Raw genomic sequence first — 22,164 nt, 5'->3', positions numbered from 1 at the left:
CCGCCGCATCAAGGGCAGGCCGGCGTCATGGACAGGCGGACCTTACTGAACGGCGCGGACTTCGACCACTTCCGGGATGTAGTGGCGCAGCATGTTCTCGATGCCGTGCTTCAGCGTGGCGGTGGAGCTGGGGCAGCCGGAGCAGGCCCCCTTCATCGCCAGATAGACCACGCCCTTCTCGAAGCCCTGGAAGGTGATGTCACCGCCGTCCTGGGCGACCGACGGGCGGACGCGGGTGTCCAGCAGCTCCTTGATCTGCTCGACGATCTCCTCGTCGTCGGCGTTCGACGCTGCGGCATGGCCGTCACCGCCGTCCTCCAGCAGGACCGGGCGGTCGGCGGTGAAATGCTCCATGATGACGCCGAGGATCGACGGCTTCAGCAGGAACCAGTCGCGCGTGTCGGTCTTGGTGATGGTGATGAAGTCGGCGCCCAGGAACACGCCGACCACGCCCTCGATCTCGAACAGGCGCTGGGCGAGCGGCGAACGGGCTGCATCCTCGCGGCTGGTGAAGTCGGCGGTGCCGCGTCCGAGCACGTCACGCCCCGGCAGGAACTTGAGAGTCGCCGGGTTGGGCGTCTGCTCGGTCTGAATGAACATGGTCTGGTCCTCCATCGGCGGCGGAATGGAACCGCCGGCGCGCCCGGGATTGGGCCGCGGCACGATTGGGGGAAATTTGGGCCGAAACGCGGGACGGATCAAGGACCCGGGATGTGTGGGTATTCGGCATCCGGCATGCGCCGCCATTCCATCCTTACTTGCGAGGCGTCATGTGATCGCGTCCAGCGCCTCGTTGCTGAGGCCGCCGGGGACGATGGTCAGCGGGATGCGCAGGCGCCCCAGCCCGCGGCCGGTGTAGTAGGAGATCAGCGGGCCGGGGCCTTCCGGGTCGGTGCCGGCGGCGAGGACGAGGATGGAGATGCTGGGCTCCTCCGCGATCAGGCTCAGCACCTCCTCCAGCCGGTCGCCTTCGCGGACATAGAGCGCCGGCAGCGTGCCGGTCAGCTGGTTGACCTCGCGCGCCAGCTTCTGCAGCTTCTGCTCCGCCTCGGCGCGCTGTTCCTCGCGGATCAGGTTCTCCACCGCCAGCCAGTGCTGCATCTCGCCCTGTTCCAGCACGGTCAGCAGCGCCACCTTGCCCCCCGACCTGCGGGCGCGCAGGCAGGCATAGCGCAGCGCCACCTTCAGCTCGGGGCTGTCGTCGACCACCACAAGGAAGATGCGCACGGGCGGGGGAGTCTGCGTCGCGTCGGTCATCTCGTTTACCCTCTCGGCTTAGACCCGGCGGAATGCGGCGCCGGCCGCCCAGCCGGCCGCGATGGCGCCGATGACGGCGGCCACCCCGTAGGCGACCGGGCGGTTGCGCGCGAAGTCCGACACTTCGGCGCTGAACCCGATCTTGGACACCACCAGCGGCGTGGTCTGGGCGCTGACCACGTCGCCATCCCGAATCAGCATGGCTTCGACATTGTACAGCCCGGTCGGGACATTCGCCGGAAAATAGATGTTGGTGCGGAACAGCCGCTCCCCCAGGAAGGTGACCTGCCCCATGGAGATGGCGTACAGCCCCTGGCGCTGCTTGTTGCGGATCAGCGCGCTGCGGTAGGCGGCAAGCTCTTCCGGCGGCAGGGTGCTGTCGGCCGGCAGCTGCAACTGCGGCAGGCCAAGCTGGTGGCGCTCCAGCACCGGGCGGCCGACCAGCTGGTCGAGCGGGCGGCTGACCGCCACCGTGTAGAAGCTGGGCACCTGCTCGAAGCGCACGCTGTCGGTGTTCATCCACATGCCGGCCACCCGCTCCTTCCGGCGGACCGTGGCGGGCCCCCGCGGACCGGTGACGACGATGGCGACGTCGCCGGCCCTGTCGGTGGTGCCGAACAGCACGACCTCCGCGCCCGTGAAGCCGGTGGTGATGGCGATCAGGTGGCTGGACAGGTCGGCGACCAGCTGCTGCGCCCACACCGTCGCCGCGACCGTGCCGCCCAGCAGCAACCCGGCCAGCGCCGCCGCCCCCTGCACCAGCAGGCGTTTGGTTGGAAGGCGCTTCGCCCACACGGCCATCACCGCACCCCCATGGTCACGGTGAACAGGTCGTCGGGGCGGGAGAACAGGTCGAAGGCCAGCTTCAACGCCACCGCCACCACGATCGTCGCCAGCGCCAGCCGGGCGGTTTCACCGCGCAGGCGGCTGCCGGCCCTGGTGCCGAACTGTGCGCCGATCACGCCGCCGATCAGCAGCAGCAGCGCCAGCATGACGTCCACCGTCTGGTTGGTGGCGGCCTGCAGCAGGGTCGCCGCCGCGGTGGTGAAGATGATCTGGAACAGCGAGGTGCCGGCGACCAGACCGGCCGGCATGTTCAGCAGATAGATCATCGCCGGCACCAGGAGGAAGCCGCCGCCGATGCCCATGATCGCCACCAGCATGCCGCCGACCGCCCCGATCCCCGCCGGCAGCAGGGCGGAGATGTAGAGCTTGGAGCGCTGGAACCGCATCTTGAACGGCAGGCCGTGCAGCCAGATGTGGCGGTGCAGCTTGCCGCGCCTGGCCGTGGGCGCCCGGCGGCGCAGGATGGCGCGGCTGCTTTCCACCAGCATCATCCCGCCGATGGTGCCCAGGAAGAAGACGTAGGACAGGGTGATGGCGATGTCGATCTGGCCCAGCCGCTGCAGGATGCCGAAGATCCACACCCCCACCGCCGTGCCGACCACGCCGCCGCCCAGCATCACGACGCCCAGCTTCACATCGACATTTCCGCGCCGCCAATGGGCCAGCACGCCCGACACGCTGGCGGCCACCAGCTGGTTGGCCTGGGTACCGACGGCGATGGCGGGGGGCACGCCGATGAAGATCAGCAGCGGCGTCATCAGAAAGCCGCCGCCCACCCCGAACATGCCCGACAGGAAGCCGACCAGCCAGCCCATGCCGAGCACCAGCAGCGCGTTGACCGACATCTCGGCAATCGGCAGGTAAACTTGCATGAAGGGGCGTGTCTGTCGGAGATTTTCGGGATGGGCGGCGGGAGCGGCAGCTTACCCGAGCCCGCGCGGTGGCGGAAGTCCGCAACGCCGGCTCCGGGGGCCGGGCCTCAGGACACCGCCGCGTGGAAGAAGACCTGATAGCCCGCCTTGTGCGGGAAGACATGCTCCGCCTCGCGCCGGGCCGAGGACAGATCCAGCGCATGCACCACGATCCGGTTGCCATAGCGCCAGGCCGGGTTCACCGGCTTGCCGGCGGCGCGGGCGGCGGTCGCCGCGTTCGTGTCGTACTGCACCTCCGCCCGGAAGCCTCGCCGGTTGGCGGCGGGAGCGCCGAGGATGTGCAGGAAGACCGGCGGCTCCTTGTCCAGCGCGTCGATCTGGCGCTGGAGATGGTTGGTCCGCTGTTCGGCGGCGGACAGGCGGCCCTTCGCCTCCTCCAGCCGGCAGGACAGGTCGGCCAGCGCCTCCGCCTCCGCGCGCCGGCGTTCCTTCAGCGGCAACACCGAGCGCCGCATCCGCTCCAGCCCGGCCGCCCGTTCCCAGCCGCGGCGGAAACCGATCCAGCACAAGTGGCACAGCACCGCCAGCGCCGCCATGAGCGGGACCACCGAGTCGAGGATCGTCCGCACCGCCTCCATCGCCGCTCCATCCGCCTTGCCTTCATGCCTGCTCTTGGCATGTCCGTTGCTGAACCGCCGAGGGGAACGCACGCAGCAAGGAGCGTGCCGGAGGGACGGATGGGCGAAGGCTTGCGCGCGGACGGCACGACACGGGGGGCTGGGCGATGACGCCGGACGCGCCGCTGCTGCGTGTCCTGGAGATGGTGATCCTGATGGCCTGCCTCTGCTGGATCACCGTGTCGATCATCCGGATCGGCCAGCGGATCGCCGCGGTCCATCGCCGCAAGTCCCAGCTGCGCCAGGGACGGACGGAGCTGACCCAGAGCACCGAGGCCCTGCGCCGCGACATGCGCCGCCATGAGGCCGAACTGCGCCAGACCGAAGAGGCCATTGCCGTGCACGACGCCCAGGCGGCGGAGCTGCAGAGCCGGCTGAACGACCTTCGCCGCCATGTCCCCAGGGAGTACACGCTGGTGAACGAACGGTTCGGCGAGAAGGACCGGCTGTGGCTGCTGACCGTTCCGCGGCCGGACCGGCCGGAACGCTGGGCGGTGGCCGCCCCCGACAGCGGAACGGCGCTGGCGCTGCTCTGCGCCAGGATCACCGTGCCGGAGCGGCCGGTGGTGGACGATCAGCTCACCTGATGCCGGAACGGAACCGGCCGCAATTGCAGAATGCAACGCGGCCGGCAACGTGGTTGCGAAATGACGCGCAATTCGCGCTTACAGGACGCCCTTCGAGGCGACCAGATCGCGCAGGTTCACCTCCGGCCGGGCGCCGACATGGCTGATGATCTCCGCCGCGGCGATGGCGCCCAGACGGCCGCAGACCGCAGGCGGCAGGCCGCGGGTGTAGCCGAACAGGAAGCCGGAGGCATAGAGGTCGCCGGCGCCGGTGGTGTCGACCACCCGCTCCACCGGCTCCGCCGCCACCTCGACCACCTCGCCGCCGGAGACGATGACGGCGCCCTTCTCGCTGCGGGTCAGCGCCGCGGTCTTGCCCAGCCGCTTCACCGCGGCCAGAGCGTCCTCGAAGCGGTCGGTGCCGTAGAGGGCGCCGATCTCGTGCTCGTTGGCGAACAGGATGTCGACATGGCGCTCCACCAGATCGACGAACTCGGCATGGTGGCGATGGACGCAGAAGCTGTCGGACAGCGACAGCGACACCTTGCGGCCGGCGGCATGCGCGATCTCCGCCGCCTTGCGGAAGGCCTCCTTGGCGCGGGGCGGATCCCACAGATAGCCTTCCAGATAGGTCACCTGCGATCCGGCGATCACCGCCTCGTCGATGTCCTCCGGCCCCAGCTCGACGCAGGCGCCGAGATAGGTGTTCATCGAACGCTGGGCGTCCGGCGTGACCAGGATCAGGCAGCGGGCGGTCGGCGCCCCGGCAACCAGCGGCGCGCTGTCGAAGGCGACGCCCGAGGCGCGGATGTCGTGGCGGAACACGTCGCCCAGCTGGTCCTTGGCGACCTTGCCGATATAGGCGCCGCGGCCGCCCAGCATGGCGAGGCCGGCCATGGTGTTGCCCGCCGAGCCGCCGGAAACCTCGACGCCCGGTCCCATGCGGCCGTACAGCTCCTCCGCACGAGCGGCGTCGATCAGCGTCATCGCCCCCTTCTCGATGGTGTTGGCGGCGAGAAAGGCGTCGTCGGCGTGGGCGATCACGTCCACGATGGCGTTGCCGATGCCGGTGACGTCGTAGGCGGACGCGTCCATGGGCTCTCCTGAAAGGTCTGGCGGTGAGGGCGGTGTTGCGGCGCGAGTATAGCCGCCGCCGCCCGCATCACAAGCGCGGCTCCGGCCTGGGGCGGGAGGCGAGGCGAATTACCGCGACCGGGGCTGGAAGCCGGGGACCGGCGACCGTAGATATGCGGGCGGCCCCCAACCACCCCTCCCACACCGTTCCAGGGACCGTCGATGATCCGCGCCCTTCTGCTTGCCTTCTCCCAGCTGTCCGATCCCCGCGTGCGCCGGGTGGTGTGGACCGGGGTGCTCGTCTCGGCGCTCGCCTATGCGCTGCTGGCCGGCGGAACGTGGTGGGCGCTGTCGGTGACGCCGCTGACCGGCTATGGCTGGCTCGACACCATCATCGACCTGCTGGGCGGGCTTGGGGTTCTGGTGGTGGCGTGGCTGCTGTTTCCGGCCACCGTCGGCATGGTGTCGAGCTTCTTCCTGGACGAGGTGGTCGAGCGGGTGGAGGCGCGGCACTATCCCGCCCTGCCCGCCCCGCGCAAGACCGGCTGGCTGGAGGAGCTGGCGACGGCGCTGCGCTTCCTGATCCTGGTTCTGGCGATCAACCTCGTCGCGCTGCCGATCTACATCTTCGCGCCGGGCCTGAACCTGATCGTCTTCTACACCATCAACGGCTACCTGCTGGGCCGGGAGTATTTCGAGATGGTCGCCCACCGGAGGCTGGACCGGACGTCGGCGCGGATGCTGCGGCGGTCCCGGCCGCTGAAACCTTTTTTGGCCGGCGTCGCCATCGCCTTTCTTTCGACAATCCCCTTCGTCAACTTGCTGGTCCCGGTCGTCGCCAGCGCCTTCATGGTACATGTCCTACAGTCCATGTCGGCTCCCCTTGCGGCGGGCCGGACGACCGTGATACGCCGCTAGGCGGCACGGCCGCATACCGTCGCCTGCCCGGCGGCGCCCTTCCGGTACCGGGCCTCCAGCCCTTCCGGCCCATCCCGCCACCCGTATGTCCAGATTGGGGGAACCGCTCATGCTGTTCGGACGAAAGACTCCGCCCGCCGCTCCCAAGGCCGACAGCCCCGCCCAACCGCAGCCGGGTGCCCGTCCCTACGCACCGGGCGAGGCCGGCGCGGTCTCGTCGCCGCTCGCCTCGCTCAACAACCCGGTTCCGGGCCAGATGCCCGGACAGATGCAGGGCGGCGACCCGTCCTCCGCTGGCGCCGCCGCGCCCAGCATGGCCCATGCGCTGGCCGACAGGCAGCACGCCGCACCGGCACCGGCTTATCCCGATATGCCTTCCTCGAAGGGATCCGACATGAACAGCATTCCCAAGCCCCCGACCGCGCCGTCCGTGCCCGGCGCCGGTTTCAAGACCGATGTGCCGCGCCGTGTCGTCGACATGCCGGGTGCCGCCCCGCGCCAGCCGTCGATGCCCGCTGCGGCTCCGGCCGCCGCCGCTCCGGTTGCGCCGGCCCCGGCCATGCCGGAGCAGCGCCGCCTGACCGTCGGCCGCGACATCTCCCTGACCGGCGAGATCGGGTCCTGCGACGTTCTGGTGGTCGAGGGCACGGTGGAGGCCAAGCTGCGCGAGGGCCGTCTGGTCGAGATCGCGGAATCCGGTCTGTTCAAGGGCTCGGTCGACATCGAGGAGGCCGATATCGCCGGCCGGTTCGAGGGCAACATCGCCGTCCGCGGCCGTCTGACCGTGCGCGCCACCGGCAAGATCACCGGGTCGATCCGCTTCGGCGAGCTGGCGGTCGATGCCGGCGGCCAGCTGATCGGCGACATCCAGATCTACGGCGCGGGCACCAAGCCGGCCGCGGCCCCGGTCACGGCCCCGGCGCAGGTCGAGCAGACCCCGGCGGCCGAAGCGGTCTGAACCGCACCCCGGACACGAAAAAGCCCGGCTGGCTTCCGCCATGCCGGGCTTTTCCGTGCCCCCGGTCTGGCTTTGCCGGCACGGATCAGGCGATGACCTTGTCCTTGAAGGCGCAGAGATCGGCCACCGGGCAGATCGGGCAATCGGGCTTGCGGGCCTTGCAGACATAGCGGCCGTGCAGGATCAGCCAGTGGTGGGCATGGCGGCGGTAGAGCTTCGGCACCACCTTCAGCAGCTTGGCCTCCACCGCGTCCGGCGTCTTGCCGGGAGCGAGCCCGGTGCGGTTGCCGACGCGGAAGATGTGGGTGTCGACGGCGATCGTCTCCTCCCCGAAGGCGACGTTCAGGACGACGTTGGCGGTCTTGCGGCCGACGCCGGGAAGCTGTTCCAGCGCCTCGCGGTCGCGCGGCACCTCGCCTCCATGGCGTTCGATCAGCAGTTCCGACAGGCGGATGACGTTCTTGGCCTTGGTGTTGAACAGGCCGATCGTCTTGATGTAATGGCGCAGCCCTTCCTCGCCCAGGGCCACCATCTGTTCGGGCGTGGTGACGACCTTGAACAGCGGTCCGGTGGCCTTGTTCACGCCGATGTCGGTCGCCTGGGCCGACAGGACGACGGCGACCAGCAGCGTGTAAGGATTGACGTATTCCAGCTCGCTCCGGGGCTCCGGGTTGGCGGCGGACAGACGGCGGAAGAATTCCTGGACGGCGGCGGGCTTCATGGCAGCCACCATAGCCGCAACGGCCGGGGTTGCGCCAGAGCCGGGGAAGCCGGTGCCGGAATGCCGCAAGTCCGCTCCAAACTGCAGCGCCGCATCGCAGATTGCGACGGAAATGGAGAGAAATCACAGCAATCCAACAGAATTCGTCGCAGGAAAGGTGCTTCTCCCCGGATCCGGCGGTGGCGTATGATTTGCTGGTCGGAAAGACACCGGCCGAACGCCAGCACTTGAACCATGGATCTTCCTGGTTGTACTGCCCGGTCCGGATAAGGGCATATGGATATGAGCAATTCTTATCTTGTGGAAGTCCGGGACTGGGGACTGCATGTCAGGTTGCAGGGCACACTGTCGATCGCCCAGCGCGACGCCGTCGCCCGGCAGGTGGAGGTGCAGTGCGCCAATCTGGGCAGCCGCGGCACGCCATGGAGCAGCCTGATCGAGTTCGATCGTTTCGAGATCGACGACTTCCGGCCCGAGATCGCCGTCGCCCTGATGAAGCTGGCCCGGCGCTGCGGCCAGCAGCGCTGTGCGGTGGTGATGAGCGACTGGCATTGGGCCTCGGCGATGGCCGATGCGATGATCGCCGCCGGCACCGACGATCAGGCGCGGATCTTCGTTCAGGCGGCCGGCGACAGCGATGCGCCGGAGGAGGCTCCCGCCGGCGGGATGCCGGCCGGCGATTTCCCAAAGATGGACAGCGCCATGGCCTGGGTGCTGCACGGCGGCGCGGTGCCGATGGTGTCGAAAGCGGCATAACTGCGCCGGTCCAATACTTATTCGACCAAGAGCTTATTCAACGGGCGGTTTCCAGCGGCGCACCGGTCGTCTAGTATTGCCGCCATGCCCATCGACATCTCCGACTCCCGGCCCGGCGACCAGCCCCAAGGCCGGCCGGACGGTCAGGCCGGCGACGCCCCCCAGGGGGATCCCGCCGGCAGCGGTTCCGTGCGCGTGTTCTTCGACGCCATCCTCCACCCCCACCGCAGTCTGGGCCGCAACGGCTACCGGGTGCTGATGACGGTGGTGATCCTGCTGAATCTGGTCGCCGCCGGCATCTTCGTCGCCAACGGAGCCTGGCCGGTGGTTCCCTTCTTCGGTCTGGACGTGCTGGCGCTGTGGCTCGCCTTCCGCATCAACTACCGCTCCGCCCGCCAGTACGAGCGGGTGCGGCTGACCGAGAAGGCCCTGACGGTGCAGCGGGTTCACTGGAAGAAGCCGGAGCGGCGCTGGTCCTTCCAACCCTATTGGCTGCGGATCACCCACAACGAGCGCGCCGACCACGACCGCCGCGGTACGGCCGGTCAGGTCACGCTGAGTTCGCACGGCCGATCGGTGGGCGTCGGCAGCTTCCTGTCGCCCGACGAGCGCTCCACCTTCGCCCGCGCCCTGGACGACGCGCTGCGCCGCTGGCGCCGCCCACCCTGCCCGCCGACAAAGGCCGGGTAAGGGGCCGCCGGGCAGGGACCAGGTAAGGATATCACCACGGCGAAGCCGTCCCATCGAAATCGGCAATAGAAACGAAGCCGTCAATGAAAACGCCCGGCAGAGCCGGGCGTGTTCCTTTCCGTACGGTCGGGCCTGGCCCCTCACGAGCCCTGGCTGAGCGCCTCGGCCAGCGCCCGGTCATGCGGGTTCTGGCCGACGACCAGCTGCATCGACTGGGTCGGCATGGAGATGCCAAGTTCGTCGAACTTCTTCTTCAGCAGGCGGTTGAACTCGCGGCTCACCCCCCACTGGCGGGTCGGACGGGTCTTGAACTGGGCCAGGATGTTGATGCCGGTGTCGGACAGCTTGTCGACGCCCAGCACCTCCAGCGGGTTCAGGATGTCGGCGGCGAACTGCGGCTTGGCCTGGACCTCGGCACCCGTCTCCTTCAGCACGGCGATGATGCGGTCGGGATCCTCGCGGTTGGAGACCGTGACGTTGAACAGCGTCACCGAGAAGTCCTTGCTCATGTTCTTCACGGTGGTCACGGCGCTGAAGGGCACGGAGTGGACGGCGCCGGCGCCGTCGCGCAGGCGGATGGAACGGATCGAGATCGCCTCCACCGTTCCGGAATGGCCGCCGCCGACATCGATCACGTCGCCGACCGACACCGTGTCCTCGAACAGGATGAACAGGCCGGTGATGATGTCCTTGACCAGCGTCTGCGATCCGAAACCGATGGCCAGACCGACGACACCGGCACCGGCCAGCAGCGGCGCGATGTTCACGCCCAGTTCCGACAGGGTGATCAGCGACACCATCGTCACCAGCAGGATCAGGAACGCGTTGCGCAGCAGCGGCAGCAGCGTGCGCATGCGGGCGCTGCGTTCGATGCGGGTGCCGTTCTTGTCGGTGGCGCGCAGCAGATGCTCGATCAGCGCGCTCACCACCTCCCAGGCGACGATGGCGCCGGCCAGCAGCAGGCCGATGGAGATGACGCTGCCGACGATGCGGCGGCCGATGCCGGACTCGATCAGCCCCAGCGTGTTGACGCCCCAGCCGTTCAGCGCGACCACGAGCACCACCAGCCAGATGATGATCTTGCCGATGCGCTGGACGATGGGGAGATAGTGGAAGGCGCGGGTGTGCAGCTGCGGCAGGTTGCCGGCCAGATCGCGGTTCATGGTCAGGCCGCGGCGCAATGCGCGGTTCAGCCCGCCCACCAGCAGCCGGGCCGCCACCACCGCCGCCACCGTCACCACGGTGCCGCGGGCCAGATATTCGAACCCGCCATAGACGTTGAGCACCCAGACGCCCAGCGTCACCACGACATAGAGAATGGCCAGGACGTGCCAGATCTCGGCGAAGCGGCGGCGCGCGGTGCGCAGGACCGCCCCCTGCCCTTCCGCCTCGCGCCGGGCGGTGGCCAGCGGATCGCCGTCGCCCGACAGCGGGTTCCCGCGCATCCAGTCGGCGACGGCGACGCGGTTCTGCAGGATCAGCGCGATGGTCATGGCGGCGAGCACAACGCCCAGCAGCTTCAGCAGCGCGCCGTAGGCGCCCAGCGGCAGGCCCAGCACATAGGCGCCCTCCGCCAGGAAATAGCCGTAGACCGCGACCGCGATCAGGCGGCGCGTCCAGACGTAACAGCGGCGCGCCCCGGCGTCGCTTGTCTGGACCAGCCGCAGGTTGGGCGCGTCGGGGGCGAAGGCCATGCGCACCAGGATCAGCAGCGCCTGGGTGATGACGGTGGCGTTCACCACCGCCAGCGCCACCAGCCGCACCCGCGGCGCCGGTTCGGTCACCGACAGGATGGTATAGGCGACGACGATGAAGCCGACGATCGGCGCCAGTTCCAGCACCGCGCGGCCAAGCAGCATCGGGATGCGCAGCAGGGCGGAGTCGACATGGCGGGCGGCCAGCGCGTGGCGCGGCCGGGCGAGCAGCCAGGCGATGCCGCGGGCGGCCACGACGCCGATGCCGAGGATCATCGCCAGCTGGACGGCGATCTGCACCCAGCGCTCGCGCGCCATGTCGTCCTCCACCTGCCGCTGCACCCAGGACAGGGCGCCCGGCAGGTCGGCGAAGACGTTGGCGACCTGCACCAGCTGGCGGCTGACCACGTCCATGCGGGCCGCCAGGAAGGCCAGCGCCCGGGCGCCGATGGTCTGCGGCAGCGCGGATTCTCCCTCCGCCTCCTTGGCCTCGGCCAGACCGCGCTGAGCGGCGATCAGGTTGCGCAGCTGCGTGACCAGCTGCGTCCGGGCGTCCTGGTTCTCCAGCGTGCCGACCAGCGCCTCCAGCTGCTGCACGGTCGCCTCGTCCACCACCACCGGGGCCTCGGAGGCGGGCGCGGCGGCGGGTACCGGAGCGGCGCCGGGCACGGGCGATGCCGCCAGCGCGGCAGGCCCCGCTCCGGCCAGCACGGCCGCGAGCAGCAGGACGGCAAGGCCGCCGGACAGGATCAAACGCCAGGCGCGTGCCCAAACGCGTGCAGGAGGGGGTGCGGCGGGCGTTGCAGACCGGATCATCGGCAAATCACTCGGGTGGTCATCGGGAAGCGGGCGGTATGGAACGGGGCGGCGGAATGCGGCCGGCCGGCACCCTGGCGTGGAACTGTGGCTCCAATATGCCGGGTTTCGGGAAATTAGTTCTCCCGCTTCCGCTTGCCAACCCGACTACCTGTTCCTTTTTTAAGCGGGTCCCCGCCGGACGATCCGGACACGCAGAAGAGGACGAGCCATGAGCGATACACCCCCCAAGCCGGACATGAGCACCGGATTGGACCCGACCCGGGAGGTCGAACGGGAGGGGGCCGTCCGCGACAAGCTGGTCGCCACCAAGGAGCAGTGGGCCCGCGACGGCCGCGCCCTGACCGGCCATGCCGCCGACCCGGAGCGCGACCGGCTGCCGCCCGGCCAGCGGCTGGTGACCGACTGGCCGGTGCTGGATCTCGGCATCACGCCCAAGGTGACCACGGCGAACTGGACGCTGGCGGTCGACGGGCTGGTGGAGAACCCGCTGTCCTGGACCTGGGAGGATTTCCAGGCGCAGCCGCAGGAGAGCTTCGTCTCCGACATCCACTGCGTCACCACCTGGTCGCGCTACGACAACCGGTGGGAGGGCGTCAGCGCCCGCCGCCTGCTGGAATTGGCCCGGCCGAAACCGGAGGCGCGCTTCGTCGTCTTCCATTCCTTCGACGGCTACACCACCAACGTCGCCCTGTCCGACTTCGACGACGACGGCGTTCTGCTCGCCACCACATGGGAAGGCCAGCCGATCAGCCGCGACCATGGCGGGCCGGTGCGCATCGTGCTGCCCAAGCTGTATTTCTGGAAGAGCGCGAAGTGGGTGAAGCGGATCGAGCTGCTGGCCGGCGACCGCAAGGGCTATTGGGAGGTCCGCGGTTACAACAACCACGCCGACCCGTGGCTGGAGGAGCGCTATTCCGACTGACGCCGTGAAGCGGCGCTTCCTCCAAAAGCCACTTTCACCTTGGCAACGAAACCGTTAAGGTGCGGCGCAAGTGGCCCCGTAGCTCATCAGGATAGAGCGCGAGTTTCCTAAACTTGAGGCAGCAGGTTCGAGTCCTGCCGGGGTCACCACTTCCGCCACCGTTGCTTTCACCGCCGCATCGGTGCGCGGCGCTCAATGCGCGACGATGGCGCAGACCGTCGCCTTCGTCGCATTCGCCAGATCGGCCGGCGCCAGCACGATCTGCAGGCCGCGCCTGCCGCCATTCACCACCATTTCCGGCAGCGTTTCGGCGCTCGCGTCGATGAAGGTCGACAGCAACTTCTTCTGGCCCAGCGGGCTGATGCCGCCGACCAGGAATCCCGTGGTCTTTTCCGCCAGCGCCGGATCGGCGAGATCGGCCTTCTTCGCCTTGGCCGCCGCGGCGATGGCCTTCAAATCGAGCTTGGCCGCGACCGGAATGACGGCGCAGGCCAGCGCCTTGGGCTCCAACTGGACGATCAGCGTCTTGTAGACGATGGCCGGGTCGAGCCCGAGCGCTTCGGCGGCATGCAGGCCGATGGCGTCCGCCGACGGATCATACTCGTACTCCATCAGCCGGAAGGCGACGCCCGCCGCCTTCGCCGCCTTGACCGCCGGTGTCACCTTCGCCGCCATGCCCAACACCCCGTATAAAGCACCGCTCACTGACAGAGAACGGGGGAGCTTGGCAGGCGGCGCAATGGGTGTAAAGCCCTCTCCCCGAACGGGAAAGGGGGAGACCTCACTCCATCCCGCGCGAGGACGGGTTGCCGATCATCGTCAGGAACTCGCGGCGGGTCGACGGGTCGGTGCGGAAGGCGCCCAGCATGCGGCTGGTCACCATGGTCACGCCGGTCTTGTGGACGCCGCGGGTCGTCATGCACTGGTGCTGCGCCTCGACCACCACGGCGACGCCTTCGGGCTGAAGGACCTCGTCGATGGTGTTGGCGATCTGGGCGGTCATCTTCTCCTGGATCTGCAGGCGCTTGCCATAGGCCTCGACCAGACGCGCCAGCTTGGAGATGCCGACGACGCGGCGGCGCGGCAGATAGGCGACATGCGCCTTGCCGATGATCGGCACCATGTGGTGCTCGCAGTAGGACTCCACCCGGATGTCGCGCAGCACGACCATCTCGTCGTAGCCGTCGGTCTCCTCGAAGGTGCGCGACAGGATTTCCACCGGGTCGATGCCGTAGCCGGCGAAGAACTCCTCGTAGGACCGGACCACGCGGTCGGGCGTGCCGACCAGACCCTCGCGCGACGGATCGTCGCCGGCCCAGCGGATCAGGGTCCGCACGGCTTCCTCCGCTTCGACGCGCGACGGACGGGAGACCACCTCGGGATTGCCGGGGCCGCGAAGCACGTTGTCCGCGCCCTGGGGCTTGGCGAGCGGGGTCTTGGAAGCCGTCACGGGAACATCCTTTCCATTGCTGGTCCATTGCCGGGTATCGCACCGCGCAGACCGGCGGCGACAGCCGGGCCGGGATCGCGCAAAGCGCCCATCATGTCTAGTCCGATACGGAACCCGAGCCTCGGCGGATCAACCGGATGCTGGCCGGGTGGCTGGCAGGATGAAAGGATCCATTCCACGAACGGAGTGGCATCACCTGCCCCGCTTCTGTCACCTGCGCCCTTCGGAAGCCCCAAGATGGGATGGGTCCTATGGCCGTCAAGCGGCGAGCAAGGTAAAGGCAGCCATGCGGCTTGTCAAAGCCAAGTGTTGAAAGCTTCTAAATCCACACGCATGCTGTTGTATTATTTACCTGCTTTTGCTTCCCGGAATCGGCCTTGCCTGCTCTCTCCCGCCCGGATCAGTTGAGCTGCATCGGCTGGTGCGGGCTGTCGAGCGAGAAGGCCGGGATCGTCACGTCGAAGGCGCGGCCGTCCGCCCCTTCCATGCCATAGGTGCCGGCCATGATGCCGGACGGCGTGCCGAGCGGCGTGCCGCTGGTGTATTCGAAATGGTCGCCCGGCTCCAGGACCGGCTGCTCGCCGACCACGCCGGGGCCCCGCACCTCCTGCACGCGGCCCATGGCGTCGGTGATGCGCCAGTGGCGGGTGCGCAGCTGCACCGTCTCGCTGCCCTCGTTCTCGATGCGGACATGATAGGCCCAGACGAAGCGGCCCTCGGCCGGAGCCGACTGCTCTTCCAGGAACACGGGCTGGACGGTGACGCGGATGTCGTTGGTGACGGCGGTGTACATGACTGGCGATCCTGGCAGACGATCCGAAGACGGCACCGGCCAAAAAGGGCCGGCGGCCGGTGAGTCCGGGTGGCTGGGCGACGGTTCAGCGCAGAATAAAGTCGGCCTTCCCCACTGTCCAGAACCCGGCCGGTCGAAGCTGCGAGTTCCCGGCCCCGGATCCGCATTGTGATCGATACAGTCATGCGTTGAATCCGGGTCTCCACGGTCTTGCGACGCGGGGGCGACGATGATATATGCGCAAGTCCCAGCAACGGCCGAAGAGCCTTGTCCATGTCTCGTTCGCACGCCCTTCGCATCCGACGACGGAGCCTCGCACCGCGCAATGCGGTTGCGGCCGTCCTTGGGTCGCGTGCGAACGCCAAAGGCACAACGGGGACCTGATACCCCGGCCTTCCGGCGGCGGCGCGATCCGCCCTTCAGAAGCCTTCTGAGAAGACCTTCTTCCCGCCGGGAGCCCACGCATGATCATCACCGTCGAAGAGCCGAAGCACGCCGCCGCCATCGAAGCCCTGCTGGACGCTTCCTTCGGTCCCGACCGCTTCACCAAGACCGCCTACCGGCTGCGCGACGGCGTCGACTCGATCCCCGCCCTGAACCTCGTCGCCATCGAGCATGACGAGCATGGGCGCGAGGTGGTGGTGGGCACCATCCGCTACTGGCCGATCCTGGTCGGCGGCGCCACCCCGTCCATCCTGCTCGGCCCCATCGCGGTCGCCGCCCATCTGCAGGGCAGCGGACTCGGCAGCAAGCTGATCCGCATGAGCCTGAACAAGGCGGTGGCGCTGGGCCACAAATCGGTGATCCTGGTCGGCGACGCCCCCTATTACGAGCGGTTCGGCTTCTCCCGCGCCCTGACCCTGGGCATGGAGATGCCGGGTCCGGTCGACATGAACCGGCTGCTGGGACTGGAACTGGTCGAAGGGGCGCTGTCGGGTGCCGCAGGCATGATCGGCAAGCCGGTGCAGGTGCCGGCGCTGGAGATGCCGGCCCTCGAAATGCCCGCCCTCGAGATGATTTCCGACCTGCCGGCGGGAGACACCCCCGTCCCTTTCAGCGCTCTGTTCAACCGGACGGCGGCGGAGCGACTTTGGACCGACCGGGTGCGGCGGACCGACTGGTTCTGGCGCGGCGGGCTGCAGGCCGGGGCGGCGTGACGATTTCGGATTGTGGAAACGCCCTGTTTGCGAATTGGGGCGGGGCGAAGCGGGATTGACTCGATTCGCCCCGCACGCGATACCATCTTTTCAGGAGCGACGCCGGACTGACGGCGTGCCGCGCGCCACGCAGCATCGTGAGCGCGCTATTCGTTTTTGTTCCAAGCGGAAGGGTGCGGGTTGACCAAGAAGCTGTTCATCAAGACCTGGGGCTGCCAGATGAACGTGTACGACTCCGCCCGGATGGCGGACGTCCTGGCACCGCTGGGCTACCAACCGGTCGATGAGCCGGACGGCGCCGACATGGTGATCCTGAACACCTGCCACATCCGCGAGAAGGCGGCCGAGAAGGTCTTTTCCGAACTTGGCCGGCTGCGCCAGCTGAAGGACCGCAAGGCGGAGGCCGAGGAAGGCCGGATGATCCTGGCGGTCGCCGGCTGCGTCGCCCAGGCCGAAGGCGAGGAGATCGTCGCCCGCGCCCCCTTCGTCGACATGGTCTTCGGCCCGCAGACCTACCACACCCTGCCGGAGATGGTGGCGAAGGCCAGCCGCGCCGCCGGCAGCGTGCTGAACACCGATTTCCCGGCCGAATCCAAGTTCGACTTCCTGCCCGAGGAAGCCGGCAGCCAGGGCGTGTCCGCCTTCCTGGCGGTGCAGGAGGGGTGCGACAAGTTCTGCACCTTCTGCGTCGTGCCCTACACCCGCGGCGCGGAGTTCTCCCGCCCCGCCGGCCAAATCCTTGCGGAAGCGAAACGGCTGGTCGCCGGCGGCACGCGCGAGATCAACCTGCTGGGCCAGAACGTCAACGCCTGGCACGGCGACGGGCCGGACGGCGCGACCTGGGGCCTCGGCCGGCTGATCCGCGAACTGGCGGAGATCGACGGGCTGGAGCGCATCCGCTACACCACCTCGCACCCGCGCGACATGGCCGACGACCTGATCCGCGCCCATGCCGAGGTGCCGCAGCTGATGCCCTACCTGCATCTGCCGGTGCAGGCGGGGTCCGACCGCATCCTGGCGGCGATGAACCGCAAGCACACCGCCGACGACTACCGCCGCCTGGTGGACCGGCTGCGCACCGCCAAGCCCGATCTGGCGATGTCCGGCGACTTCATCGTCGGCTTCCCCGGCGAGAGCGACGCCGATTTCGCCGCGACGCTGAAGCTCGTCACCGACATCGGCTATGCCCAGGCCTATTCCTTCAAATACAGCCCGCGCCCCGGCACCCCGGCCTCGGTCGACGGCGCCCAGGTGCCGGAAGAGGTGAAGGAGGCCCGGCTGGCGGCGCTGCATCAGCTGCTGAACGCGCAGCAGGTCGCCTTCAACCACAGCTTCGTCGGGCGCAGCGTCCCGGTGCTGTTCGACCGGGTCGGACGGCGCGACGGCCAGCTGCTGGGCCGCAGCCCGTGGATGCAGTCGGTCCATGCCGAGGCGAACGAAAGGCTGCTCGGCCGCATCGTCGAGGTGCGGGTCGACGCCGCGTTGGCCAACAGCCTCGCCGGCACCGTCGTGACCGGTGAATACATCACCGCCTCTTCCCCCCAGCCTGCCGTAACCTTGGAGGCAAGCGCTTGAACGGTCTGCCCGAACGGCGTATCGACGTTCAATTCGATGATAACCGGCTTCTGCCGATGCTGTACGGGGAGCATGACCGCCACCTCGCCCGCATCGAATCCCTTCTCGGCGTGTCGCTGATCTCGCGCGGCAACACCCTGACCATCTCCGGCCCGCCCGACGCCGCCGAGACGGCGCAGGCCGCGCTGCACGGCCTGTACCAGCGGCTGACCCGCGGCCAGACCATCGACAGCGGCGAGGTCGACGGCGCCGTCCGCATGGCGACCGCCGATCCCGGCTTCGCCGGCGCCGCGGGCGTCGAGGAACCGCGCCCGCCCGGCCAGCAGGCGACCATCACCCGTGCCGAGATCGCGCTGCGCACCCGTCGGCGCGGCCCGATCACCCCGCGTTCGCCCACCCAGGCCGCCTATCTGCAGGCGCTCGCCGAGAGCGAACTGGTCTTCGGGCTCGGCCCGGCCGGCACCGGCAAGACCTATCTCGCCGTCGCCCAGGCGGTGGCGCTGCTGACCACCGGCCAGGTCGACCGCATCGTGCTGTCGCGCCCGGCGGTTGAGGCGGGCGAACGGCTGGGCTTCCTGCCCGGCGACCTGAAGGAGAAGGTCGATCCTTACCTGCGCCCGCTCTACGACGCGCTGCACGACATGCTGCCGGCGGAACAGGTGAAGAAGCGGCTGGAGTCCGGCGAGATCGAGATCGCGCCGCTCGCCTTCATGCGCGGCCGGACGCTGGGCAACGCCTTCGTCATCCTGGACGAGGCGCAGAACACCACGCCGATGCAGATGAAGATGTTCCTGACCCGCCTCGGCGAAGGCGGGCGGATGGTCGTCACCGGCGACATCTCGCAGATCGACCTGCCGTCGGGCGCCCGGTCGGGCCTGCGCGACGCGCTGGACATCCTGGGCGGGGTGGAAGGCGTACGCTTCGTCCGCTTCACCGACGCCGACGTCGTCCGCCACCCGATGGTGGCCCGCATCATCCGCGCCTATGACCGCGCCGATGCCCGCGAGGCAGCGCGCAAACAGGCCCGCCGTGCCGGTTCCGAACCCGGAACGATCGACCGCGAGGCGGGTATCGTTGGAGATCCGGAATGACCAGCGCGGTCGATATCACTGTTTCACGTGAAGCCGGCGGCTGGGCCGAGGATGCCGAGTGGCTGGCCGAGCGCGCGGCCCTCGCCGCCCTGGGCGCCGCCTATGACGACGAGGAAGGACCGGCCGAGCTGTCGGTCGTGCTGGCCGACGACGCGCTGGTCCACAGGCTGAACCGTGAGTATCGCGGCAAGGACAAGCCGACCAACGTGCTGTCCTTCGCCCTGACCGAAGCGGAAGAGCCGGAAGTGCAGGACGGCATGCCCGTCATGCTGGGTGATGTCATACTGGCTTATGAAACGGTCGTCCGCGAAGCCTCCGAACAGCGGAAAAACGTCAAAGACCATATGACTCACCTTGTGATGCATGGTGTTCTGCATCTGCTGGGCTATGATCACGAGACGGACGACGAGGCCGAGGAGATGGAAGCGCTGGAAACCCGGTTGCTCGCCAGCTTCGGAATTGCCGATCCCTATGCCGCCAACCACCAACCGCCGGACCGATGAGCGAAATATCTGACAGTCGCACGCCCCGTGATGACCACGGGGCCGAAGACCATTCCCTGGGCCACCTGTTCAAGGGGTGGCTCCGCACCGTCTGGGGCGGCCGCGAGGATACATCCCTGCGCGGCACGATCGAGGAATTGATCGCAGGCCTGGACGATGCCGCCAGCGAGGACGGCGAGGATTCGCTGGGATCGGGCGAGCGGGCGCTGCTGACCAACATCCTGAAGCTGCGCGACCGCACCGTCTCCGACGTGATGGTGCCGCGCGCCGACATCATCGCGGTCGAGATCGACACGCCCTTCCCCACCCTGGTCCAGCGCGTCGCCGAGGAAGGCCATTCCCGCCTGCCGGTGTTCCGCGAGACTCTGGACGACGTCGTCGGCATCATCCACATCAAGGATGTGCTGACCTTGCTGGCGAAGCAGGCGATCTCGCCGGAGGGCCTGCGCCACAAGCCGGACCTGACCGGCATCATCCGCGAGGCGAAGATCGTCGCCCCCTCCATGCATGTGCTGGACCTGCTGGTGCAGATGCGCCAGACCCGTCAGCACATGGCGCTGGTGGTGGACGAGTTCGGCGGCATCGACGGCCTCGTCACCATCGAGGATCTGGTGGAGGAGATCGTCGGCGAGATCGAGGACGAGCATGACGAGGCCACGGCCCCGCGTCTGGTCGAACGTCCCGACGGCAGCCTCATCGCCGATGCCCGCCTGCCCATCAAGGATTTCGAGGACCGCGTCGGCCCGGTGCTGACCGAGGAGGAGCGCGAGGACATCGACACGCTCGGCGGTCTGGTCGTCTCCATCGCCGGCCGCGTGCCCGGCCTGGGCGAACGGCTGGTCCACCCGTCGGGGCTGGAGTTCGAGATCATCGATGCCGACTCCCGCCGCCTGAAGCGCCTGCGCATCCACAACGTCCCGGCAAACAGTTCGAAGCTGGTGGAGACGGCGTAACGTCGTCTGCGGCTTTTGCCTCCCCCTGACCCTCCACCGCGATCGGACCGGCCATCGGCCGAGGGCGGGGAGGGATGGGGCGGGGCACCCTGCACGTCCCCCTTGCACAACCCAGCCCCGCCCGCACGGACCTTGGCGCTCCTGCCGGGCGGCATTACCTATGGCGACGCCTGCCCTTGCCGCTGCCGGAGTTTCCGCCTTGACCGTCACCGACACCCTGCCCGTCCCGGCCCGGCTGGGCCGTGTCTCCGCGTGGCTGTCCGGGTTGACCGGCTGGCGCCGGATGGCTGTCGCGATGGGGCTGGGCGGGCTCGCCACGCTGGCGCTGCCGCCGGCCGGTCTGCTGCCGGTGCTGCTGGTCGCCTTTCCCGGCCTGATCTGGCTGCTGGATGGGGTCGAGACGAAGAAAGGCGCCTTCGCGGTCGGCTGGTTCTTCGGCTTCGGCCATCACCTGCTGGGGCTCTATTGGGTCAGCGCCGCGCTGTTCACCGACATCGAGCGTTTCTGGTGGGCCTTGCCGCTGTCGGCGGCCGGACTGCCGATCCTGCTGGCGATGTTCAGCGGCGGCGCCACCCTGACATTCCACCTGCTGCGCCGCCGCGGCTTCGGCGCCGGACTGGCGCGGCCGCTGCTGTTCGCCGCCTGCTGGTGCCTGTGGGAATGGCTGCGCGGCCATGTCTTCACCGGATTCCCGTGGAACCTGATCGGCTATGGCTGGGTCGGGGTGCTGCCGGTGCTGCAGAGCGTGTCGCTCTTCGGCATCTATGGCCTGACGCTGGTGACGGTGCTGGTCGCCTCGTTGCCGGCCGCCCTGCCCGACCGTGACACCGCGCCGCGCCGCGCCTGGGCCGGCGTCGCCGCCGGGCTGGCGCTGCTGGCCGTGCTCGGCGGCTGGGGAGCCTGGAGGCTGGCCGGTGCGGTCGACGAGCCGGTGCCCGGCCTGCGGCTGCGGCTGGTCCAGGCGGCCATCGACCAGCGGCTGAAATGGGCGCCCGGAGAACGGGTGCAGAATTTCCAGAGCCACCTCGCCCTGTCGGCCGCCCCGCCGGCCGATCCCGCCACCCCGCCGCCCAACGTCGTCATCTGGCCGGAAACCGCCGTCCCCTTCTTCATCGAGGACGACGCGCGCGTGCGGCAGGCGATAGCATCCGTCACCCCGTCCGGCGGGCTGCTGATCACCGGAGCGCCGCGCACCACCATCGGCGCGGACGGCGAGCGGCGCTACTACAACGGCATGGTGGCGGTGGACGGCAGCGGCGCCGCGGTGGCCAGCTACGACAAGTTCCACCTCGTCCCCTTCGGCGAATACATGCCGCTGCGGCAGTGGCTGCCGGTCGGCGCCATCGCCGGCAACGGGGCGGAGTTCTCCGCCGGGCCGGGGCCGCGCACCCTGGATCTCGCGGGCAACGCCGCCGGCCTGCCGCCCTTCAGCCCGCTGATCTGCTACGAGAGCATCTTCCCCGGCGCCGTGGTCGACGCCGCCGACCGGCCGCAATGGCTGCTGAACCTGACCAACGACGCCTGGTACGGCCGCACCGCCGGCCCACACCAGCATTTCGCCATCAATCAGGTCCGCGCGGTTGAGGAAGGGCTGCCGCTGGTCCGTGTGGCGAATACGGGAATATCCGGGGTGGTCGACTCCTACGGGCGTGTGCAACAATTGCTCGGTCTGGGAGAACGTGGTTTCATCGATACCACGTTGCCGAAAGCGCCTCCCAGCGTCACAGCCTATGCCCGCATGGGCGACTGGATTTTCGGGATAGGTCTTCTGGGCTGTGTTCTGGTGGCCCTGGCCTCGCGAAATCACCGTTGACGCAGCATTACGGGCAATTGGCCCGCCACCGGCAGAACAAATTCTTGCATCCGGCTTGA

The 22,164-nt window shown here is 68.8% G+C and carries 23 protein-coding genes and 1 tRNA gene; 13 read left to right on the top strand and 11 right to left on the bottom strand.

Features of this window, described 5'->3' with window-relative positions; translation table 11 throughout:
* Positions 1–42: 42 nt before the first annotated feature.
* From DM194_RS12050 to DM194_RS12030, 5 genes are all read right to left on the bottom strand, one after another.
* Complete coding sequence (locus DM194_RS12050; protein ID WP_111067968.1) at positions 43–600, bottom strand: NifU family protein; 558 nt, start codon at positions 598–600, stop codon at positions 43–45.
* A gap of 168 nt (positions 601–768) precedes the next feature.
* Complete coding sequence (locus DM194_RS12045; RefSeq protein WP_111067525.1) at positions 769–1,257, bottom strand: universal stress protein; 489 nt, start codon at positions 1,255–1,257, stop codon at positions 769–771.
* A gap of 18 nt (positions 1,258–1,275) precedes the next feature.
* Positions 1,276–2,058, bottom strand: coding sequence for a TIGR02186 family protein (locus DM194_RS12040; protein WP_111067524.1), 783 nt, complete (start codon positions 2,056–2,058; stop codon positions 1,276–1,278).
* Complete coding sequence (locus DM194_RS12035) at positions 2,058–2,975, bottom strand: sulfite exporter TauE/SafE family protein (protein ID WP_111067523.1); 918 nt, start codon at positions 2,973–2,975, stop codon at positions 2,058–2,060. Before DM194_RS12035 ends, DM194_RS12040 begins: the two co-directional genes overlap by 1 nt.
* Before the next feature lie 107 nt (positions 2,976–3,082).
* Positions 3,083–3,613: a hypothetical protein gene (locus tag DM194_RS12030; RefSeq protein ID WP_111067522.1), complete on the bottom strand. Its 531-nt coding sequence runs from the start codon at positions 3,611–3,613 to the stop codon at positions 3,083–3,085.
* A 146-nt stretch (positions 3,614–3,759) separates the two neighbouring features.
* Between DM194_RS12030 and DM194_RS12025 the strand changes: the two genes are divergently transcribed.
* Positions 3,760–4,239: a hypothetical protein gene (locus DM194_RS12025; RefSeq protein ID WP_111067521.1), complete on the top strand. Its 480-nt coding sequence runs from the start codon at positions 3,760–3,762 to the stop codon at positions 4,237–4,239.
* A gap of 78 nt (positions 4,240–4,317) precedes the next feature.
* Here DM194_RS12025 and DM194_RS12020 read toward each other — a convergent pair whose 3' ends face one another.
* Positions 4,318–5,313, bottom strand: a complete 996-nt coding sequence (locus tag DM194_RS12020; RefSeq protein ID WP_111067520.1) for an adenosine kinase — start codon at positions 5,311–5,313, stop codon at positions 4,318–4,320.
* Between the two features lie 201 nt (positions 5,314–5,514).
* Here DM194_RS12020 and DM194_RS12015 point away from each other — a divergent pair, with 201 nt between their 5' ends.
* Both DM194_RS12015 and DM194_RS12010 read left to right on the top strand, forming a co-directional pair.
* Complete coding sequence (locus DM194_RS12015; protein WP_111067519.1) at positions 5,515–6,210, top strand: EI24 domain-containing protein; 696 nt, start codon at positions 5,515–5,517, stop codon at positions 6,208–6,210.
* 109 nt (positions 6,211–6,319) lie between these two features.
* Positions 6,320–7,168, top strand: a complete 849-nt coding sequence (locus DM194_RS12010) for a polymer-forming cytoskeletal protein (RefSeq protein ID WP_111067518.1) — start codon at positions 6,320–6,322, stop codon at positions 7,166–7,168.
* A gap of 85 nt (positions 7,169–7,253) precedes the next feature.
* Here the strand turns inward: DM194_RS12010 and nth are convergent, their stop codons facing one another.
* Entirely contained in the window at positions 7,254–7,889 is a 636-nt protein-coding gene (nth, locus tag DM194_RS12005) for an endonuclease III (RefSeq protein WP_111067966.1), read from the bottom strand.
* A 282-nt stretch (positions 7,890–8,171) separates the two neighbouring features.
* Between nth and DM194_RS12000 the strand changes: the two genes are divergently transcribed.
* Positions 8,172–8,645 (top strand): hypothetical protein, encoded by a 474-nt coding sequence (locus tag DM194_RS12000; RefSeq protein ID WP_111067964.1) that lies wholly within the window; start codon positions 8,172–8,174, stop codon positions 8,643–8,645.
* Between the two features lie 84 nt (positions 8,646–8,729).
* Positions 8,730–9,335, top strand: coding sequence for a DUF2244 domain-containing protein (locus DM194_RS11995; RefSeq protein ID WP_111067517.1), 606 nt, complete (start codon positions 8,730–8,732; stop codon positions 9,333–9,335).
* 140 nt (positions 9,336–9,475) lie between these two features.
* Here the strand turns inward: DM194_RS11995 and DM194_RS11990 are convergent, their stop codons facing one another.
* Positions 9,476–11,782 (bottom strand): mechanosensitive ion channel domain-containing protein, encoded by a 2,307-nt coding sequence (locus tag DM194_RS11990; RefSeq protein WP_246024214.1) that lies wholly within the window; start codon positions 11,780–11,782, stop codon positions 9,476–9,478.
* 274 nt (positions 11,783–12,056) lie between these two features.
* On the opposite strand from DM194_RS11990, the gene DM194_RS11985 reads away from it, so the two are divergent.
* Together DM194_RS11985 and DM194_RS11980 are read left to right on the top strand one after the other, a co-directional pair.
* Positions 12,057–12,770, top strand: a complete 714-nt coding sequence (locus tag DM194_RS11985) for a sulfite oxidase-like oxidoreductase (protein ID WP_246024213.1) — start codon at positions 12,057–12,059, stop codon at positions 12,768–12,770.
* A gap of 72 nt (positions 12,771–12,842) precedes the next feature.
* A tRNA-Arg gene (locus tag DM194_RS11980) sits at positions 12,843–12,919 on the top strand.
* 43 nt (positions 12,920–12,962) lie between these two features.
* On the opposite strand, the gene ybaK is transcribed toward DM194_RS11980, so the two are convergent.
* From ybaK to apaG, 3 genes are all read right to left on the bottom strand, one after another.
* Positions 12,963–13,445, bottom strand: coding sequence for a Cys-tRNA(Pro) deacylase (gene ybaK, locus DM194_RS11975; protein ID WP_176581382.1), 483 nt, complete (start codon positions 13,443–13,445; stop codon positions 12,963–12,965).
* 106 nt (positions 13,446–13,551) lie between these two features.
* Positions 13,552–14,172 (bottom strand): GTP cyclohydrolase I FolE, encoded by a 621-nt coding sequence (folE, locus tag DM194_RS11970; RefSeq protein WP_111067960.1) that lies wholly within the window; start codon positions 14,170–14,172, stop codon positions 13,552–13,554.
* A 448-nt stretch (positions 14,173–14,620) separates the two neighbouring features.
* Positions 14,621–15,013 (bottom strand): Co2+/Mg2+ efflux protein ApaG, encoded by a 393-nt coding sequence (gene apaG, locus DM194_RS11965; protein ID WP_111067514.1) that lies wholly within the window; start codon positions 15,011–15,013, stop codon positions 14,621–14,623.
* 464 nt (positions 15,014–15,477) lie between these two features.
* Here apaG and DM194_RS11960 point away from each other — a divergent pair, with 464 nt between their 5' ends.
* The 6 genes from DM194_RS11960 to lnt all read left to right on the top strand — a co-directional run bounded on the left by DM194_RS11960 (position 15,478) and on the right by lnt (position 22,105).
* Complete coding sequence (locus tag DM194_RS11960) at positions 15,478–16,170, top strand: GNAT family N-acetyltransferase (protein WP_111067513.1); 693 nt, start codon at positions 15,478–15,480, stop codon at positions 16,168–16,170.
* Positions 16,171–16,350: 180 nt separating this feature from the next.
* Positions 16,351–17,745 carry a tRNA (N6-isopentenyl adenosine(37)-C2)-methylthiotransferase MiaB gene (gene miaB / locus DM194_RS11955; RefSeq protein ID WP_111067512.1) on the top strand — a complete coding sequence of 465 codons (1,395 nt, stop codon included), beginning with the start codon at positions 16,351–16,353 and terminating at the stop codon, positions 17,743–17,745.
* 56 nt (positions 17,746–17,801) lie between these two features.
* Complete coding sequence (locus DM194_RS11950) at positions 17,802–18,836, top strand: PhoH family protein (protein ID WP_425457284.1); 1,035 nt, start codon at positions 17,802–17,804, stop codon at positions 18,834–18,836.
* A complete protein-coding gene (gene ybeY / locus DM194_RS11945; RefSeq protein WP_111067510.1) occupies positions 18,833–19,339 on the top strand; it encodes an rRNA maturation RNase YbeY in 507 nt (168 codons plus the stop codon). Before DM194_RS11950 ends, ybeY begins: the two co-directional genes overlap by 4 nt.
* A complete protein-coding gene (locus DM194_RS11940; protein ID WP_111067509.1) occupies positions 19,336–20,292 on the top strand; it encodes a hemolysin family protein in 957 nt (318 codons plus the stop codon). Before ybeY ends, DM194_RS11940 begins: the two co-directional genes overlap by 4 nt.
* 199 nt (positions 20,293–20,491) lie before the next feature.
* Positions 20,492–22,105 (top strand): apolipoprotein N-acyltransferase, encoded by a 1,614-nt coding sequence (lnt, locus tag DM194_RS11935; protein ID WP_246024212.1) that lies wholly within the window; start codon positions 20,492–20,494, stop codon positions 22,103–22,105.
* Positions 22,106–22,164 lie beyond the last annotated feature (59 nt).

Origin of the sequence: Azospirillum ramasamyi (assembly GCF_003233655.1) — a bacterium.
Classification (GTDB): Bacteria; Pseudomonadota; Alphaproteobacteria; order Azospirillales; family Azospirillaceae; genus Azospirillum; species Azospirillum ramasamyi.
The sequence above is the reverse complement of the archived record's forward strand: the minus strand, read 5'-3'. Positions and strand labels throughout refer to the sequence as shown.

Bases quoted from the DNA above. Each gene is read 5' to 3' on its own strand.
- DM194_RS12050 (WP_111067968.1), bottom strand. From the start codon at position 600: ATGTTCATTCAGACCGAGCAGACGCCCAACCCGGCGACTCTCAAGTTC.
- DM194_RS12045 (WP_111067525.1), bottom strand. From the start codon at position 1,257: ATGACCGACGCGACGCAGACTCCCCCGCCCGTGCGCATCTTCCTTGTG.
- DM194_RS12040 (WP_111067524.1), bottom strand. From the start codon at position 2,058: ATGGCCGTGTGGGCGAAGCGCCTTCCAACCAAACGCCTGCTGGTGCAG.
- DM194_RS12035 (WP_111067523.1), bottom strand. From the start codon at position 2,975: ATGCAAGTTTACCTGCCGATTGCCGAGATGTCGGTCAACGCGCTGCTG.
- DM194_RS12030 (WP_111067522.1), bottom strand. From the start codon at position 3,613: ATGGAGGCGGTGCGGACGATCCTCGACTCGGTGGTCCCGCTCATGGCG.
- DM194_RS12025 (WP_111067521.1), top strand. From the start codon at position 3,760: ATGACGCCGGACGCGCCGCTGCTGCGTGTCCTGGAGATGGTGATCCTG.
- DM194_RS12020 (WP_111067520.1), bottom strand. From the start codon at position 5,313: ATGGACGCGTCCGCCTACGACGTCACCGGCATCGGCAACGCCATCGTG.
- DM194_RS12015 (WP_111067519.1), top strand. From the start codon at position 5,515: ATGATCCGCGCCCTTCTGCTTGCCTTCTCCCAGCTGTCCGATCCCCGC.
- DM194_RS12010 (WP_111067518.1), top strand. From the start codon at position 6,320: ATGCTGTTCGGACGAAAGACTCCGCCCGCCGCTCCCAAGGCCGACAGC.
- nth (WP_111067966.1), bottom strand. From the start codon at position 7,889: ATGAAGCCCGCCGCCGTCCAGGAATTCTTCCGCCGTCTGTCCGCCGCC.
- DM194_RS12000 (WP_111067964.1), top strand. From the start codon at position 8,172: ATGAGCAATTCTTATCTTGTGGAAGTCCGGGACTGGGGACTGCATGTC.
- DM194_RS11995 (WP_111067517.1), top strand. From the start codon at position 8,730: ATGCCCATCGACATCTCCGACTCCCGGCCCGGCGACCAGCCCCAAGGC.
- DM194_RS11985 (WP_246024213.1), top strand. From the start codon at position 12,057: ATGAGCGATACACCCCCCAAGCCGGACATGAGCACCGGATTGGACCCG.
- ybaK (WP_176581382.1), bottom strand. From the start codon at position 13,445: ATGGCGGCGAAGGTGACACCGGCGGTCAAGGCGGCGAAGGCGGCGGGC.
- apaG (WP_111067514.1), bottom strand. From the start codon at position 15,013: ATGTACACCGCCGTCACCAACGACATCCGCGTCACCGTCCAGCCCGTG.
- DM194_RS11960 (WP_111067513.1), top strand. From the start codon at position 15,478: ATGATCATCACCGTCGAAGAGCCGAAGCACGCCGCCGCCATCGAAGCC.
- DM194_RS11950 (WP_425457284.1), top strand. From the start codon at position 17,802: ATGCTGTACGGGGAGCATGACCGCCACCTCGCCCGCATCGAATCCCTT.
- ybeY (WP_111067510.1), top strand. From the start codon at position 18,833: ATGACCAGCGCGGTCGATATCACTGTTTCACGTGAAGCCGGCGGCTGG.
- DM194_RS11940 (WP_111067509.1), top strand. From the start codon at position 19,336: ATGAGCGAAATATCTGACAGTCGCACGCCCCGTGATGACCACGGGGCC.